The 15,068-nt window shown below is 63.8% G+C and carries 16 protein-coding genes; 7 read left to right on the plus strand and 9 right to left on the minus strand.

Features of this window, described 5'->3' with window-relative positions:
- Positions 1–219 precede the first annotated feature (219 nt).
- The 4 genes from nthB (at position 220) to WIMU1_RS07505 (ending at position 4,226) form a co-directional block, all read left to right on the plus strand.
- Positions 220–1,005 (plus strand): nitrile hydratase subunit beta, encoded by a 786-nt coding sequence (gene nthB, locus WIMU1_RS07490; RefSeq protein WP_084248093.1) that lies wholly within the window; start codon positions 220–222, stop codon positions 1,003–1,005.
- On the plus strand, positions 984–1,523 hold the full coding sequence (gene nthA / locus WIMU1_RS07495; RefSeq protein WP_245968885.1) for a nitrile hydratase subunit alpha: 540 nt from the start codon (positions 984–986) through the stop codon (positions 1,521–1,523). The genes nthB and nthA overlap by 22 nt, the downstream gene beginning before the upstream one ends.
- A complete protein-coding gene (locus WIMU1_RS07500) occupies positions 1,520–1,948 on the plus strand; it encodes a nitrile hydratase accessory protein (RefSeq protein ID WP_062796158.1) in 429 nt (142 codons plus the stop codon). The genes nthA and WIMU1_RS07500 overlap by 4 nt, the downstream gene beginning before the upstream one ends.
- 412 nt (positions 1,949–2,360) lie before the next feature.
- A complete protein-coding gene (locus WIMU1_RS07505; protein WP_147431353.1) occupies positions 2,361–4,226 on the plus strand; it encodes a DUF6924 domain-containing protein in 1,866 nt (621 codons plus the stop codon).
- On the opposite strand, the gene WIMU1_RS07510 is transcribed toward WIMU1_RS07505, so the two are convergent.
- From WIMU1_RS07510 to WIMU1_RS07530, 5 genes are all read right to left on the minus strand, one after another.
- Positions 4,223–4,654 (minus strand): hypothetical protein, encoded by a 432-nt coding sequence (locus tag WIMU1_RS07510; RefSeq protein ID WP_157366791.1) that lies wholly within the window; start codon positions 4,652–4,654, stop codon positions 4,223–4,225. The genes WIMU1_RS07505 and WIMU1_RS07510 overlap by 4 nt on opposite strands.
- Positions 4,655–4,844: 190 nt before the next feature.
- A complete protein-coding gene (locus tag WIMU1_RS07515; RefSeq protein ID WP_062796164.1) occupies positions 4,845–5,744 on the minus strand; it encodes a hypothetical protein in 900 nt (299 codons plus the stop codon).
- Between the two features lie 81 nt (positions 5,745–5,825).
- Positions 5,826–6,692, minus strand: coding sequence for a hypothetical protein (locus WIMU1_RS07520; protein ID WP_062796166.1), 867 nt, complete (start codon positions 6,690–6,692; stop codon positions 5,826–5,828).
- Positions 6,693–6,725: 33 nt separating this feature from the next.
- Positions 6,726–7,595, minus strand: coding sequence for an LLM class flavin-dependent oxidoreductase (locus WIMU1_RS07525; RefSeq protein ID WP_062796168.1), 870 nt, complete (start codon positions 7,593–7,595; stop codon positions 6,726–6,728).
- 272 nt (positions 7,596–7,867) lie between these two features.
- Positions 7,868–8,398 (minus strand): hypothetical protein, encoded by a 531-nt coding sequence (locus WIMU1_RS07530; RefSeq protein WP_062796170.1) that lies wholly within the window; start codon positions 8,396–8,398, stop codon positions 7,868–7,870.
- Between the two features lie 204 nt (positions 8,399–8,602).
- Between WIMU1_RS07530 and WIMU1_RS07535 the strand changes: the two genes are divergently transcribed.
- A complete protein-coding gene (locus WIMU1_RS07535; protein WP_062796172.1) occupies positions 8,603–8,884 on the plus strand; it encodes a hypothetical protein in 282 nt (93 codons plus the stop codon).
- 10 nt (positions 8,885–8,894) lie between these two features.
- On the opposite strand, the gene WIMU1_RS07540 is transcribed toward WIMU1_RS07535, so the two are convergent.
- Positions 8,895–9,932: an alpha/beta hydrolase gene (locus WIMU1_RS07540; protein ID WP_062796174.1), complete on the minus strand. Its 1,038-nt coding sequence runs from the start codon at positions 9,930–9,932 to the stop codon at positions 8,895–8,897.
- Positions 9,933–9,987: 55 nt separating this feature from the next.
- Positions 9,988–10,908: an esterase/lipase family protein gene (locus WIMU1_RS07545; protein ID WP_062796176.1), complete on the minus strand. Its 921-nt coding sequence runs from the start codon at positions 10,906–10,908 to the stop codon at positions 9,988–9,990.
- A 339-nt stretch (positions 10,909–11,247) separates the two neighbouring features.
- Between WIMU1_RS07545 and WIMU1_RS07550 the strand changes: the two genes are divergently transcribed.
- Positions 11,248–12,654, plus strand: coding sequence for an FAD-binding oxidoreductase (locus tag WIMU1_RS07550; protein ID WP_062796178.1), 1,407 nt, complete (start codon positions 11,248–11,250; stop codon positions 12,652–12,654).
- Positions 12,655–12,724: 70 nt separating this feature from the next.
- Positions 12,725–13,930 (plus strand): cell envelope lipid trafficking protein PgfA, encoded by a 1,206-nt coding sequence (gene pgfA / locus WIMU1_RS07555; RefSeq protein WP_255283874.1) that lies wholly within the window; start codon positions 12,725–12,727, stop codon positions 13,928–13,930.
- Positions 13,931–14,026: 96 nt separating this feature from the next.
- On the opposite strand, the gene msrA is transcribed toward pgfA, so the two are convergent.
- Positions 14,027–14,536, minus strand: a complete 510-nt coding sequence (gene msrA, locus WIMU1_RS07560; protein WP_023958439.1) for a peptide-methionine (S)-S-oxide reductase MsrA — start codon at positions 14,534–14,536, stop codon at positions 14,027–14,029.
- Positions 14,533–14,994: a peptide-methionine (R)-S-oxide reductase MsrB gene (gene msrB, locus WIMU1_RS07565; protein ID WP_023958441.1), complete on the minus strand. Its 462-nt coding sequence runs from the start codon at positions 14,992–14,994 to the stop codon at positions 14,533–14,535. Before msrB ends, msrA begins: the two co-directional genes overlap by 4 nt.
- Positions 14,995–15,068 lie beyond the last annotated feature (74 nt).

A 15,068-nucleotide genomic window follows, 5' to 3' on the forward strand; every position in this document is an offset into this window, starting at 1 on the left:
CGCCGATCGCGGAACATGTTGTCCCGCAGGGTAAGGCCCGCTCCATTGTCAGGCGAGATCACAGGGAGTGGCTTGCCGTGTGTACGGCGGTTGACATCCCAGAGAGCGCGCTGGGAGGATGTGTGACGTAGGCCACTTCAAAGGCGGAGTTCCTCAAAGTGCGACTCCGAGAGTTCTCGGATTTGCAAGAGCAGACCACGCCGGAGTTGGGAGCACCATATGAACGGCGTATTCGATCTCGGAGGGACCGATGGTCTCGGTCCGGTCGACCCTTCGGACAGTGAACCGGTCTTCAGGGCCGAGTGGGAAAAGACGGTGTTCGCCATGTACCCGGCCTGCGTTGGCGCCGGGTACTTCGGTATTGACCAGTTCCGACACGGCACCGAGAAGATGGACCCGGCGACTTACCTCAGCTCGCCCTACTACCAGCACTGGCTCCACTCCATCGAGGCCCACGTCATCGAGATAGGCGCTATCGAGGCGGATGAACTAGCCCGGCGCACCCGCCACTATCTCGACAACCCCGACGCCCCACTCCCTGAACACAGCCAACGCCAAGAGCTGCTCGACTTCGTTGATATAGCGGTATCGGCTGGCGCTTCCGCTGCTCGAAGAACCAGCAAGCAGCCGCGATTCACCGTCGGTGACAAGGTGCGCACGGCGCACGTCAGCCCGTTCGGACACACCCGGTTGGCCCGGTACATCCGAGGTAAACAGGCTGTGGTTGTCGCTCACCGCGGGTCGTTCATCTACCCAGATTCGGCAGGGAATGGGCTCGGCGACGCACCCGAGCATGTCTACACCATCAAGTTCACCAGCGAAGAGTTGTGGGGCAAAGGCTTTGGCGATCCGAATGCGTCGGTGTGTTTCGACGTATGGGACCCCTACGTCGAATTGGTCGATGAAGAGAACGGGGCGACCGCATGGGTGCAGGGGCCTCAGGTCAAGAAGAAACTGCCGCCCGCGTCAAGGCGCTGGAGTCGATGCTCATCGAAAAGGGGGTGATGACGAGCTCGATGGTCGACCGAATCGTCGACATCTATGAGAATCAGGTCGGGCCGCAGCTGGGAGCGAAGGTCGTCGCGAAAGCGTGGGTTGACAACGACTTTCGGCAGCGACTCCTCGACAACGCTGGCGCAGCCTGCAAGGAACTAGGCATCGGTGGTCTGCAAGGCGAAGACATGGTGGTCCTCGAGGACACCGACGAGGTGCACCACGCCATCGTGTGCACTTTGTGCTCGTGCTACCCGTGGCCGGTTCTCGGGTTGCCTCCCAACTGGTACAAAGACCCGCAGTATCGGGCCCGCATCGTGCGTGAGCCGCGCAAGGTCCTGGCCGACGACTTCGGATTCGCGATCGCCGACTCGGTCGAGATCCGCATCTGGGACTCGAGTTCGGAGATGCGTTATTGGGTGCTGCCGCAGCGACCCGCCGGTACCGACGGCTGGAGCGAAGAACAACTCGCTGCACTGGTCACACGGGATTCGATGATCGGCGTCGGCCCGGTCAGGGCCGCATCATGAACGACGTGCCCGCCACCGCACGAGATGCGGACCGCCGAGCGGTGGATGATCTGGTCCGCAACCTACCCGGCGGGCGACCTGGGGAAATGGCATTCGATCACCCCTGGGAGATCAGAGCTTTCGCGCTGGCGGTGGCGGCACACACCGTAGGCGAATTCGATTGGCAACTGTTCCAAGGCGCGCTCATCGACGCCATCAAGGACTGGGAGTCAACCCGCTCCGTGACCTCCGATGAGTCGTGGTCGTACTACGAACACTGGGTGATCGCACTGGAGGCAGTCATGGCCAGTAACGGAGCCATCGACCGTGCCGCTCTGACGAATCGGACGGCAGAGGTTCTGGCTGCACCACCGAACCGCAACCACTACAAAGCCATACTCGAACCAGTCGCGATTGATGCCGCGATCACTGCAGCGCCCAGCTGACTGTGCCCGCAGGCCGACCGGCCCCTAGTCGTCGCCGATCCACATCACGAACCCAGAACCTCCCTGACCCTGGTCAACTGTTCTACGAACCGCTGCCGGTAGAGCGCGGTGAAGCGATGCAAGGGTTGATCGAGGATCGCACGGGCTGTCAGGTCTGAAACCTCGAGCAGCTCAGCCACTTCAGCCGCCGCAACCGACGGATCTGCACTGTGCTGCACGATTGCTCGGCGTTGTCGGGTTTCATCCGGTCAACACCAGCAGGACAGTGCACCCTACCGGCGCCTGCAACCCCACGCCCCCCGAGTCTCATTGCCTCTGTATAACACTCGGCAGTATCGCCGCGGTCCATCGAAGAGTTGACCTTTGGGTCGGTACGCACCCACCATCGGCACGGTGTGGAAAGGTTCGCTGTATGGGGTTTGGGTGGGCGCAGGTACGCGGAATCAGTTACAGCACCATGGGGCGTCCTGTTCGTGCGACTGTTCATCACTCCGACGGCAGCGTGTCTCGGGTGTGGGTCGACCTCCCGCAGCGCAAGCGCATTGAGAATTTGTCGGGGCAGCCGACGTACATCGAGAACGCCGACGCTGAATACCGGTGGCATGACGACGAGGGCGTGATGATCCGCGCGATGAAATCGCCAAGCCGTCTTGTGGTCACGATGGGGGGTGTAGGCCCAGAAAACCTCCTGACGGCGTATCGATACTGGCCGCAATCCAGCGAGAACCTATTGGGAACACCGTCAGAGCCGCGCGAGGTGCAGGTCCGCGGACGCCAGGGTTGGCAGGTGGAGTTCGCGTCAACGCGTAGGGGTATACAGGCGACCACGTACGTCATCGACGCCGAACTGGGGGTCGCGCTGGCGTGGAGTCAGGGCGAGGAGTGGATGGAGCTATCTGATCCTGTGCTCGACGAGGACTTCGACGACGATCTTTTCGTGTGGGACGGCGAGGTCCGCGACCAAGAAGAGCAGATCTCGATCCAGCAGCGCGAGCACGAGGACAAGCAGCATCGGCTCGCTGTGATGCCACGTTCAGATCCGACCTGGCTGCCGTCGAAAGTCACCACCACGGTGGACGACGGCGATCCGAAGACCGGAGCGATGGACCTGACGGCGACGTTGCAGCATTCCCAGGTGATGGTGCGCCGGTGGCTTACCGAACTGGATGAACCCGCACCCATATGGCAATCGGAGTTCTACTCGCACACACACCGCGGGCAACAGGGACCGTGGACGATCGAGATCCGCAGCCAACACCAACTCGCAGAAGGAGACGGCCAACGCATCCTCGACTCGATCCCACCAGTCCCGCCTCCCGCACAGTCGCCTGCCGAGATACGGGCCGACCTCGAACGAGAACGCCTCGCTGCCCAAGAAGCTGAAGAGACCGCCGCGCTCGGCACCGGACGCCTGCTCAGCAGCTACCTCGGCGGGCACGCATCGCTACTGATCCGTACCGACTTCACCGACAACGGTCTCTGGCGCGAAACAGCACTCGCGGCCATGGCCCCGCAACCCAGCGACTTCGACGACGACACCGAGTTTCAAGCCGGCCTTACATGTATCGACCACCCCGAGAACGACGGCCTGACCGTGCCCATGCTCCTCGAACTGATCGGCTCCGGCCCACCTCACTACGTGTTCCTGGCAGACAACGAAACCATCGTCAATCCCGAACACCCGATCGTCGCTGTCGACACCAGTCCAGCGGAATGGAGCGAGGACACCGATCTCTTGCGTGGGCAGACGATTCGGATAATTCCCGAACAGATGTGGTCCATCGAAAACAACCTATCCATCAGCAACATGGGTTTCGATGACTTCGTCCGAGGCACCCAACCCGACGGGGTGTATCGCGGTTTCCCCAAACCCAAGCCGCCGGCCCACATCCTCTCCACCGCCGAACTCATCGACGCCGTCGCCCAGAATACGTCCACCGAAACACTTGCCCGCCTGCACCACACAGTCCAAGAGCTCAACGACAGTTCCGTCTGGCACATAAGCCGGGTTCCCGACTTCACTCAGCACCACACGAATGTCAGCGAACACGACTACCGCGGAGCAAACCTGGTCGGCCGGGACGAGTACCTGTCCGCCATCGCGGCCGCCGGCTCAGGCTTGCACCTGATGGTCAGCATCCCACGCGGGTACTGGTACATCGTGTTCGAAGAGAACACATTTCGTCCCATCGCCGCGATGATGGTGCAGTCGCCTGCCCCTCCACCACAGCAGTTAGCAGCAAGAGCCACCGAACATCCGCCGTTGCGGTCGGACTAGCTCGGCTGCGGCGCGAACCGGCGCGCCCACACTTCCCGGACTGCAACGGCCACCAACACCACAGTCATGGTGAGGATCGTGTCGAACTCGACGGTGTCCAGGACACCGGGAGTAACCAACAACAGCAGTCCGAACGCCACGCACGGCGCGGCGACCGTCACAATTCCGGGCAACACCTCGCGAGCTGAGATCGCCTCGACAACAGCAGCAATGAGTACCGCGCCAAACGCAATCGCTGACCACAACTCAGGATCGCTCCACGGGTCGTAGGACGAGCCTGCGAAGTAGGCGGTGCCTACCGGCGTATCGGTCAACCCGGTATACGCCGTCCAGCCATACTCCTTGGTGAAAGAGGTCGCACCGATGTAGTTGCCATACCTGCTAACACCCGTCCAGGTGATGCCTCCGGCAAACAGCGTCGCCACCATGAAGACCCACCACGCACTATGGCCAGTGATGCGGGCATGTGAAAACACGCGGTGCCGGGTCATGGCCGCAAGTGTTTCAGGGCCGACCATCGCAATCCCCGGCAGCACGGGGGAAACCGCCCTCGGGTGTTCGGTAGTTGGCCACAGGCCCGCCCCGGAACAAGCCGGCAGGATGACCTTCCGACCCACATCACGAACCCAGAACCTCCCTGATTCCGCTCAACTGTTCTACGAACCGCTGACGGTAGAGCGCAGTGAAGCGATGCACGGGTTGATCGAGGATCGCACGGGCTGTCAGGTCTGAAACCTCTAGCAGCTCAGCCACTTCAGCCGCCGCAACCGCCGGATCTGCACTGTGCTGCACGATGTCGATGAGCTCGGAAGCATGGTCCAAGGCCCGGAGGTAGCCCGCGAAACGGTCCCGGTCAGCCTGCAGCTGTCCGTGCGATTGCTCGGCGTAGTCGGGTTCCATCACGGGCTCCGAGGGAAGGAAGCGCCGAGGGTCCACCGCGACGTTGAACTCGACGTGAGTGATCTCCATGAGGTGCGCGTCTCCGTCCGCGTGTTCGTAGACGCGCAGGCATGCTCCGGTGTGCTCATCAAGGGTGGCCTGCAACGGGTTGATCTTGCTGCGCGGTGGGTCGAGAAGAAATTCCCAGGCTGGCCGGCCCGCCACCGTGGTCGCAACGGGATCGGCAGCGGGGGAGTGGTAGTTGTGCGGGTCGGCGAAGAGCCAATCGCCGGGGTCTCCCAGCAAGCGGTACGGATGTACGTGCCGCCACTTTGCCGCAGCCGACATTGCCGAGCCACCTGAAACAGGTTCGAGGCCGCCGCGACCACCCCGTATCCAGCACCGGGCTCCTTGCTGGATGTGTACCTCTCCGTGGTCATCGCTGACGTGCCAGCGGTCGCCGGGCATGATCGTGAAACTGGCGGTTGCTGCGGTCACCTCACCGTCGACAGTGGTCACCGAGCGCAATTCGCCTACGGCACTGGTGAACCCGACGTCGGCGTACTTGGTCCGCAACTCATCCCACAGGCCGACCCGACGCCCACCAGGCTCGCCAGATGCCACAACTGTGGTGTCCATGAATACATAGTGCCGAAAACCGCCGTGCTCACGTGGCGAGTTGGCCGATGGCGAACACAATTCGACCGGACTGTTCCCCCATCAGGCAGGCGGGGGCGTTCGCTGCAACTCGATGAGCCCGGCGCGGGCCATCCTCGCGACGTCAGAACGGAACTGCGACAACTGCATTGCCGCCACCGCCTCGGCGCCGCGTTCGGTGACGCCGAGCAGTTCGATGATGGCGGCTTGTGCAGCGGGGCCGCCGTCGGCGCCGGCGATGGCTTCGAGGACGTCCCGCGGCCGATCCAGAGCTGCCACCGTCGCCGCCATCACCTCGAGAGTCTGCTCATGTCGTTCGCGTGGGTCCGTGGGCAGGCCGCCTCGGCGCCCGCGGTCGCGGGGCTCGGCCTCGACAACGGGTCCGGTCCAGACGAAGAGGTCGGCAGGTAGGTCGTCGTGCTCGCTGACGTCGTACACCTCGAACAGGTCGCCGCGCTCGGGATTGCCGACCCCCACGATGATGCCCGTGATGTCGTCGAAGGTGATCTCGACCGAATCGTCAGACCGGGACAGCAGGGCGGTTCTCCACGCAGCCCGGCCGGCTCTGTCGATCCGCACCGGAGGTGCGGCCACGCGCATATTCCGGCTCATCCGCCGCAACAGTGAGTTCTCACCCAACAGGTCGAGAGGGCTCGCCTGCGAACCCAGATTGACGATGCCGAAGTCTCCGCCGAGACGCCGCATCTCGCCGTCGATGCGGACCAAGGGCTTCTCGCCGGCGCCCTGGATGTAGACGACATCGCCCTCGCGCTCGATCCGCCACCGATCATGAGGTCCGTGCCAGAAGTCGAACACGGGCCCGGGCGTCTCGTTGCCTTCTTTGGCTGACGTTCGCATCGACCCGGACACGTACACGGTCTCGGCGGCCGCATTGCGGCCAGCCAACTCCACCCACGACGGTGTGCTCATGCCTGCGACGGTAGTCAGTGCACCCGCGGTCGGTCAGACCGGTGGCGGGAATCCGCGCTCGGCCAGTGCATCCAGCACACGCTCGGAGCCACGGAACGGGTCACCGTCTCGCGGCCAGTGGATGATCACGTCGGTGAAGCCGAGTTCCCCGGCCCGGCCGACCATGTCATCGAACGTCGCCAGACTCGTCAGTGAGAACTGCGGCGATGCGTCGAGGTTCAGGTAGCGGTCGAAGCCATCAGGGGAGCGACCTTCGTCGGCCATCGCCTCGTCGAGGTTGTCGCACGCACGCTTGACCCCGTCGAACCACTCATCGAGCGTCTCGGCCTTCTGCCCGGTTGTCATCCAGGCATCACCGTGGCGGACGGCGAAGCGGATCGAACGGGGCCCGTTGCCCGCCAGGATGAACGGGACCCGGTGCCGGACCGAGCCGCCGACCAACCGCATGTCGCGAGCCTGGTAATACTCGCCGTCGGCCGAGACATGGTCGTCGGTGAGCAATCGGTCGAGCAAGAGGGTGAACTCCTGGAAACGGTCGACCTTCTGGCGCGGTGTCATCGCCGGGGCGCCCTGCAGTCCGTCGTCAGGTGTACCTCCGGCGCCCAGCCCCAGCAACACGCGGTCGCCGGCGATGTCGAGCAAGGTCTCGACCTCACGCGAAAAAGACACGGGGTGACGAAAATTGGGCGACACCACAAACGAGCCGATCTTGATCGTGGAGGTCACCATGGCGAGAGCGGTCATCGTCGGAACGCTGGAGAACCAACGCGCGTCGGGCAGCCCGCCCCACACCAGATGGTCGAACACCCAGGCGTGGTCGAAGCCGATCTCCTCGGCTCGTTCCCATTTCGGCCGCGCGTCGTGCCACGACTGGTCGGGCAGGATGGAGATTCCGTATCGCATGGGCTCACTTTAGCCGCGGGTGACGACACCATCGCGAAACGCGATGCATCAATGGCATATTGAGAGTTATCCACAAATCGTGGGGTTATCCACAGATGAGTGTGGAGAAACCGCGCCTTCGAAAGTGGCTGGGGGAGCAAAGAATAAAGCCCGACGCCAGTCTGTGTTCATTCAGGTGAATCAAGTTGCTAAACAGGTGTTCTCACAACGGCCACCAAACGCACGAGAGTCCCGTCGCACGTGGCGACGAGACTCTCGGCTTGCAAAGAGGTTTAGCGGTTGTGCCTGGGAACGTGGCTTCCGTTGTCGCCGGGACCGTTCCCTGTCTGACGGGGGTCCAAATTGTGGCCCGGACCGTTTCCGGTGTGGCGGGGATCGAGGCCGTTGCCGGGGCCGTTTCCGGCCTGGCGGGGATCCATACGGTTGCCGTTGTCGTGGCGGTTGTCGTCGCGGCCGTTCCGGCCGACGTCGGGATCGAGCTTGTCGGCGCGCTGGAACTCGGCGTCGAGTTCTTGGCGCTTGCTGGCAGCCGTGCCCTGATGGGTGCTCGCCTCTGCGGCCAGGCGCTTGGCCTCGGCGGCCTTGGCGTCGGCTTCCGCCTGCGCCCGTCGGGCGTTGGCTGCGTGCTCTTCGGCGATGGCCTCACGCTTACGGACGCCGGCGACGCGTTCGGACGCCTGCTCCCGGATCTCTCCGGCTTGCACCCGACGGCTTTCCTTGCGCTTGCGTGCCAAGAACAGTGCGAGCGCTATGAGAGCCAGCACCACCACTACGGCTATGACGATCCAGACGACGGTATCCACGTTGACTCCTGACGAGACGATTTCTTCCCGGACTACCCAGGGATTTGTGGTCTCAAACACAAGAGTCCGCCGGTCAAGCTACGGCAAGCGGACGATTTGTGATCTCGATACCGGAATGAGATCTCTGCAAGGTCACCGGTCTGCAGGTCACAGGGTCGGGGCACAGCAAACACTGTTGTCGGCGGCGATGTCTAGAGTGCGGCTATGAGCGACGACGACGGCTACCCGGATGGCTGCCCCACCCTGTCCCGCGACGGCCAGGTGGTCGGCTTCTGCCCGTCGCCGAACGGCACCCATCTGCTGGTGTGGTGGCGTGCGGACAGCGAGATCATCGGTGGGTACGAAACCTACGAGGCAGGAGTCACCGCGGCACTACGCGCAATCGCCGCAGATGGTCTCGACCCGGACCCCGACGACGTGCGCGTCGAGGCCAACAAACTGGAGGCCGATTTTGTGGGAACCGATTGGATGGGTCTCGGCTTCTGAAGTCGGCGCGTCAGCGAATCGACTCGTAGAGCACGGGCCACGAGTCGTGTACGTCGTCGCGCCAGTAGTCCCAGGAGTGCGTTCCCTTGTCCTTGAAGTTGTAGGTGGCCGGGATCCCGAGCGCGTCGAGCCGGCCACGTAAGTTCTGAGTGCACTGATTCGTCGCGGCTTCGATCACCCCGCCGGCAGTCAATTGCGCCACCAGCTGGCTGGTCTCACCGTCGACGTTGGGTGCCTCGAGGTTGTCGTGCTCACCCGGCAGTCCTGATCCGGTGGAGATGTAGAGCGCGGTCCCACGCAGCCCCGCGGCGTGGACATACGGATCGTTCGCCTGCCATGCGGGGTCGTCCGGCTCACCCCACATGTTGACGGGGTTGCCACCGAAGTTCGACACCGTGATGTAGACGTACGCACGTCCGAGTGGATCGCTGGTCTGGGCGCAGCCGCTGAACGAGGCCACGCCTTCATAGAGGTCGGGTTTCTGGATGGACAGCGCGAGCACGGAGGTGGCGGACATCGAGACACCCACGATCGCGTTCTTGCCTGTGGTGTTCAGGGCCGAGTCGACGATGGGTGGGAGTTCCTCGGTGAGGAAGGTGGTCCACTTGTTGCGCCCGAGTTCGGGATCGTCGCGCTGCCAATCGGTGTAGTAGCTCGAGTCTCCGCCGAGGGTGGCGACCACGTTGACGTCTTTCGTCTTGTAGAACGACGCTGCATCGCCCCAGCTGAGCAGGCCGTTCTCCTCGCCGGCTCCACCGACCCCGTCGAGCACGTACACCGTCGGTCGCGGCTCGTCTCCTGGCGCGATCAGCAGCTTGAGCCCGATGTTCTTGTCCATCGCGGCGGAGTACACCTCGGCGGTCGCCTCGCGTCCTTCTCCGCGCACAAGACTCACGAGATGGGAGCCGTCGGGCGCCGCGATCGCGCGGTCGATGATCGGGTCGGCGGAGGACGTGGCTGCAGGCGCCATCGCCACCGCGAGTCCCGCGACTGCTACGGCGACGAGTAGACGGGAGTTCCGGCGGAACTGCGTGACGGGGTTTTTCATGGTGTCCCTAGTGACGTCGCGAGCATGAACATGTGGTGGGTCGAAAAGTAGAGATTCAGGGGCAGGGCGCGGGCATCGTGTCGGCAAGGTCTGGGTCGAGAGCGGTGTGGATCAGCCACAGGGAGCGCGGGTGGGTGGTCAGACCCATGTGGTCGACGACCAATCCGGGGCAACCGTCCTGAACCCACACATTGCGCACCGTGGCGTCGGGGCCGGCGGTCAGGAACGCCGATTCCGGCGGGGTGACGACCTTGTCTCCACGTGTTGCCACGGCCACGTAATCAACCCCGGGAACGGTGTCGCCGCCGGCGTTCAGCTGCGTGAGGAAAGACGACCCGGCCATCTGCTGGGCGTACGCGGGACCGACGGCCGCGGCAAGCACCTCGTCGGCGGGTAGTCCGGCAGCGTCGGTTTGCCTGTATATCTCCGAATTGGAACCAAGGGGCAGGTCCGTGTTCGATTCGAAGGTCGATCCGTGGTTGGTGCCACCGACGCTCACCACAGTGTGGATGGTGTTGCGCTCCACGAACTTGAGGTAGTGGCGTGCAGTGAGTGCGCCCATCGAATGGGCGACCACGTCGACCTTGTCGGCCGCCGTCGCCGATCGCACCTTGCTGACGAACGCGGCGAGCACGTCCGCAGACTCTTCGATGTCGCTCCCACCGGCGAGGTCGAGCAGGTTCTCATCGCTACCGGGCTGATGACGTCCGTAGTCGAGCGCGAACACGCAGAAGCCGGAGTCGGAGAGCCGCTTTGACAACGTCCGCCAGGTGGCGGCCATCCCGGACCCGTTGCCGTGGACCAGCACCACGGGTCGTTGATGTTCGGGTGCCGGTGTGCACGAGGTGAACTGGTTGACGCCAGGAAGAGAAGATTCATCGGCAGGCGCGGCGTACGTCGGGACAGGTACCAGAAACGCCGACATGAGTACCGGAACAGCTGCGGCCAGCGCGGTACCCAGACGTAGGTGACCCATTCGATACCCCTTGGCTTCCACCCGACCATCACGTCCGCATCCGCGCGATATACGAGAGGCTTACCACACCCTGCGGCCCGCGGTGCGGTGAAGACGTCGGTTCGCTGGTGGTTGAGGAAAAGTGATCGCCAAGGGCACATCCCTGGGTAGATGGATAGTTTCACTCACGATCTTTGTGGCGGGTTGACAAGGCGCCGAATGAGATTCGGCCCGGTGCTGCAAGGCCATGATCTCGAGCCGTCGCGCGTTCCGCTGTCAGTACCCGTTTGGTCTGAGAGACTCGGTCGCGTCGGAAGGTCTGTGCGGCACCGCGTACGAAAAACCAGGAATGGGGCCATCGTGGCGGCTCAGGGCACCGATGCGATCCGCGAGCTGAACGCGGCATTGGCAGGCCGGGTGCACGCTCCTGGAACGGCCGGTTACCGCGACGCCCTGGGACGGATCTTCTTTCCCGATGCAGCGCGACGTCACCCGCTTTGCGTGGTGCAGCCGACCTCCGTGAGCGAGGTGGCCGAGGCCGTCACCATCGCCGAACGGTCGGGGAACACGGTCACCGTGCGAGGCGGCGGACTGAGTTCGAACTGCGTTGCCGATCAGTCGATCATGATCGATCTGTCGGCTCATATGAACGGTGCGCAAGCAGAGGGTGAGACGGTCACCGTCGGTGGGGGAGCGAGCGTGGGCACCATGCTCGATGCGCTTGGCCCCGGTCGCATCGTCCCGGTCGGAATCTCACAGCACGCCGGGTTCGGGTTGGTCACCCGCGGTGGGGTCGGCTATTACACCCGCAGCCTCGGGTTGACCCTCGACCACCTCGCCGCAATGGAGTTGGTCCTGCCCTCCGGGGAGGTCGTGCAGTTGTCCGACAGCAGTACCGGCCGCGACGCAGACCTGTGGTGGGCGGTTCGGGGGTGCGCGCCACCGTTCGGCGTGGTCACCTCGGCCACCCTGAACACGCATCGCGCGGGCCCGATGTGGGTGCACCGGAGTGTGGTGGATCTCGACGCGCTCGCCACATACTTCCGCATCGCACCAGAGGTGCCGCGGCACATGATGATGGGTGCGGTGCTCGGCTACGCCGACCTGACGCCGGGGAAACCGGTGATGCTGCTGTTCACCACATGTGCGAGTGAAGACGCCGCCGACATCGATGAGGTACGAAGGGCGGCAACGGCTGTCATGGATGCGTCGAAACAGGTGCACTACCGTTCGGAGATGTCGGGCCGCTACCTCTCGGGCCTGCCCGAATACACCCCGCCTGGTGCGGGGGGTGCCGAACCGTCGCCGCTCTTGCTGCCCGAACCCGCCGACGCCAGGGGCTCGTTCTTCGGGAAGGCCGTGTTCACCGGCCCTTCGCTCGATGCTTCGGTTGCGGACGCGCTCGCCACCCAGATCGCTGCCGCACCTACACCCGCCTGCCGCATCGACTTCCAGCAGACCGGTGGCGCCCTCGCTGATGTCGGTGACACCGATACGGCTTTCTGGGGGCGATCAGCCGAATGGAACATCCCACTCAACGCGATCTGGTCGGATCCGTCCGACGAACAACCATGTCTGTCCTGGGCGAGCGAAACGCTGGCCGCCTTGTCCGGGCACACCACCGGTGTCTACAGCGTGGAAGTGCGTCCCGGTTTCGCCGAGACGGAAGCGGAGATCGACGCCGCGTTCGGGGGGAACCTCGGACGACTGCGTGGGCTTCGAGACCAGATCGACCCCACCGGAGTCTTCGGTACCTACCCGCTGTGATCGCCGTCGACCCCGCTGTGATGGCTGTCGATGAGGTGCGGCGTCGGCCCGTCATGTCCGCTTGCCATACTTGTCGAGCCACATCGGCATCCGAAGGGAGCTCACAATCAACAGGTTTCTGGCGCCCGCGCTGATCTTTTTCGGCGTCGCGGCCGTGACCGCTGCCATTGCCGTCCCGGTCTGGTTGGTCCCCCAGCTCAAGGTGGTACCGCTTGATCTCGACATCACCACCGTGGCGGTGTCGCAGCCGGCCGGAATCACCGATGACGACGAGCTGCCGGCAAAGGTCTTCGACCGCTGTTCGGTGTCCGGTCCACGCGCCGAGGTGTTCAACGCGCACCTCACCCAGCAGCGCCGCACCGTGGTCATCGAACCGTCCGACAGTGACCAGGTGACCGTGCAGTCCGGCCAGACCGTCCGGATCGACCGCATCCGCGACGGCGACGAGATCGTCGAGCCGAATGTTGCCGCTGTCGACAGCGCGCGCACGTGTTCCGACGGTGTACTCACCGGCAACATCGACGTCGTCTCACTCAACCGCGAGACGAGCAAGCCGAACGGCGAGATCCACCGCCTGCACACAGTGCAGGCGCCGGCCGGCGTTCGAACCATCGAAGACGAGAGCAACTTCGTGGAGGCGCCGCGAGAAGGCTTCCAGTACAAGTTCGGCTTCGATGTCGAGAAGTCGGAGTACCCGTACTACGACGTCAACACCCGCCAGGACGTCCCGGCCAAATTCGTCGGTGAGACCAAGATCAACGGACTCACCGCGTACGAGTTCGTGAGCGAGGTGCCCGAGATCGATCAGGTGCAGCTCGAGACCCCCAGCGGCGAACCCGCGCCAGGGACGTCACTCGAGATGCCTGCGAGCTGGTGGGGCATCGAAGGTGTGCCTGCCAACGAGAAGATCGTGATGGACCGCTTTGCGACCGCCACGCGGCATGTGTGGGTGGAACCGAAGACGGGAACCGTCTTGCGTGGACTCGAAGAGCAGCACCAGTACTTCAAGTCGCCCGGTTGGGAAGATCCGGGTCTTGCCCAGCCCATCCGCGACTTCCGGATGGACGTGTTCAAGGCGACGATGGCCTGGGATTCGGCAACCGAAGACCGGCAGTCGGACAAAGCCTCCGGCTATGTCGATCAGCTCCGGTGGGGTGGCGTCATCATCCCGGCGATCGTGGGAACGATCGGTGGCATCTCGTTGATCGCGGGCATCGTCCTGCTGATCCGCCGTCGTTCTGACAGGCCCACGGGTGGTCAGGACCTCGCCGGCTGAGCAAGGGTCACAACACGAATCAGGGCGACGCGCATTGTGCGCGTCGCCCTGATGTGTCATGTGCCGATGATCAGACCGCGATCACCGGCGCGGTGATCACGCGCTGGCGTTCTCCCGCCGCGGCAACTTCCAGCCCGGACGCACGAAGTGACACGTGTACCCGTTCGGAATGCGCTGCAGGTAGTCCTGATGCTCGGGCTCGGCCTCCCAGAATGGTCCCGCAGGAACCACTTCGGTGACGACCTTGCCTGGCCACAGGCCTGACGCGTCGACATCGGCGATGGTGTCGAGAGCGACGCGCTTCTGCTCGTCGTCGGTGTAGAAGATCGCCGATCGGTAGCTCATCCCGATGTCGTTGCCCTGCCGGTTCTTGGTCGACGGGTCGTGGATCTGGAAGAAGAACTCGAGAAGATCCCGGTAGCTCGTCTGTTCGGGGTCGAACTCGATCTCGAGGGCCTCCGCATGGGTGCCGTGGTTGCGGTACGTCGCGTTGGGTACGTCGCCGCCGGTGTAGCCGACACGAGTGGAGATGACGCCCGGCTGCCTACGAACCAGTTCCTGGACGCCCCAGAAACATCCGCCCGCCAGTATCGCCTTTTCGGTCATCGTGTGGCCTCCTTGCTGTTGAACAGATGCAGGTACTCGCCGTAGCCGGCGCTTTCCATCTCGGCGACCGGGATGAACCGGAGTGCGGCCGAGTTGATGCAGTAACGCAGACCACCTTCGTCGATCGGTCCGTCGTTGAAGACGTGTCCCAGGTGGCTGTCGCCATGGGTGGACCGGACTTCGGTGCGCACCATGCCGTGGGTGCTGTCCGTCTTCTCGACCACGTTCGCCGGTTCGATCGGCGTGGTGAAGCTGGGCCATCCGCAGCCGCTGTCGAACTTCTTCGTCGACGTGAACAGGGGCTCACCGGACACGATGTCGACGTACAGGCCGGCCTCGTGGTTGTCCCAGAATTCGTTCCGGAAGGCCGGCTCGGTGGCCGACTTCTGGGTGACGGCGAACTGCGCCGGGTTCAACCGGGCGACGGCGTCGGGGTCTTTGCGATATTCATGCGACACGTTGTCCTCCTCGGGGGATTCGTCTCCGCTGGCTGCGGGACGGAGGTGTCACTCGGGTATGACAACACCAAGTG

Origin of the sequence: Williamsia muralis NBRC 105860, from assembly GCF_001598915.1 — a bacterium.
GTDB classification, from domain to species: Bacteria; Actinomycetota; Actinomycetes; order Mycobacteriales; family Mycobacteriaceae; genus Williamsia; species Williamsia muralis.

Excerpts from the sequence above, each read along its gene's own strand:
- nthB (WP_084248093.1), top strand. The coding sequence starts at position 220 with ATGAACGGCGTATTCGATCTCGGAGGGACCGATGGTCTCGGTCCGGTC.
- nthA (WP_245968885.1), top strand. The coding sequence starts at position 984 with ATGCTCATCGAAAAGGGGGTGATGACGAGCTCGATGGTCGACCGAATC.
- WIMU1_RS07500 (WP_062796158.1), top strand. The coding sequence starts at position 1,520 with ATGAACGACGTGCCCGCCACCGCACGAGATGCGGACCGCCGAGCGGTG.
- WIMU1_RS07505 (WP_147431353.1), top strand. The coding sequence starts at position 2,361 with ATGGGGTTTGGGTGGGCGCAGGTACGCGGAATCAGTTACAGCACCATG.
- WIMU1_RS07510 (WP_157366791.1), bottom strand. The coding sequence starts at position 4,654 with ATGGTGGCGACGCTGTTTGCCGGAGGCATCACCTGGACGGGTGTTAGC.
- WIMU1_RS07515 (WP_062796164.1), bottom strand. The coding sequence starts at position 5,744 with ATGGACACCACAGTTGTGGCATCTGGCGAGCCTGGTGGGCGTCGGGTC.
- WIMU1_RS07520 (WP_062796166.1), bottom strand. The coding sequence starts at position 6,692 with ATGAGCACACCGTCGTGGGTGGAGTTGGCTGGCCGCAATGCGGCCGCC.
- WIMU1_RS07525 (WP_062796168.1), bottom strand. The coding sequence starts at position 7,595 with ATGCGATACGGAATCTCCATCCTGCCCGACCAGTCGTGGCACGACGCG.
- WIMU1_RS07535 (WP_062796172.1), top strand. The coding sequence starts at position 8,603 with ATGAGCGACGACGACGGCTACCCGGATGGCTGCCCCACCCTGTCCCGC.
- WIMU1_RS07540 (WP_062796174.1), bottom strand. The coding sequence starts at position 9,932 with ATGAAAAACCCCGTCACGCAGTTCCGCCGGAACTCCCGTCTACTCGTC.
- WIMU1_RS07545 (WP_062796176.1), bottom strand. The coding sequence starts at position 10,908 with ATGGGTCACCTACGTCTGGGTACCGCGCTGGCCGCAGCTGTTCCGGTA.
- msrA (WP_023958439.1), bottom strand. The coding sequence starts at position 14,536 with ATGACCGAAAAGGCGATACTGGCGGGCGGATGTTTCTGGGGCGTCCAG.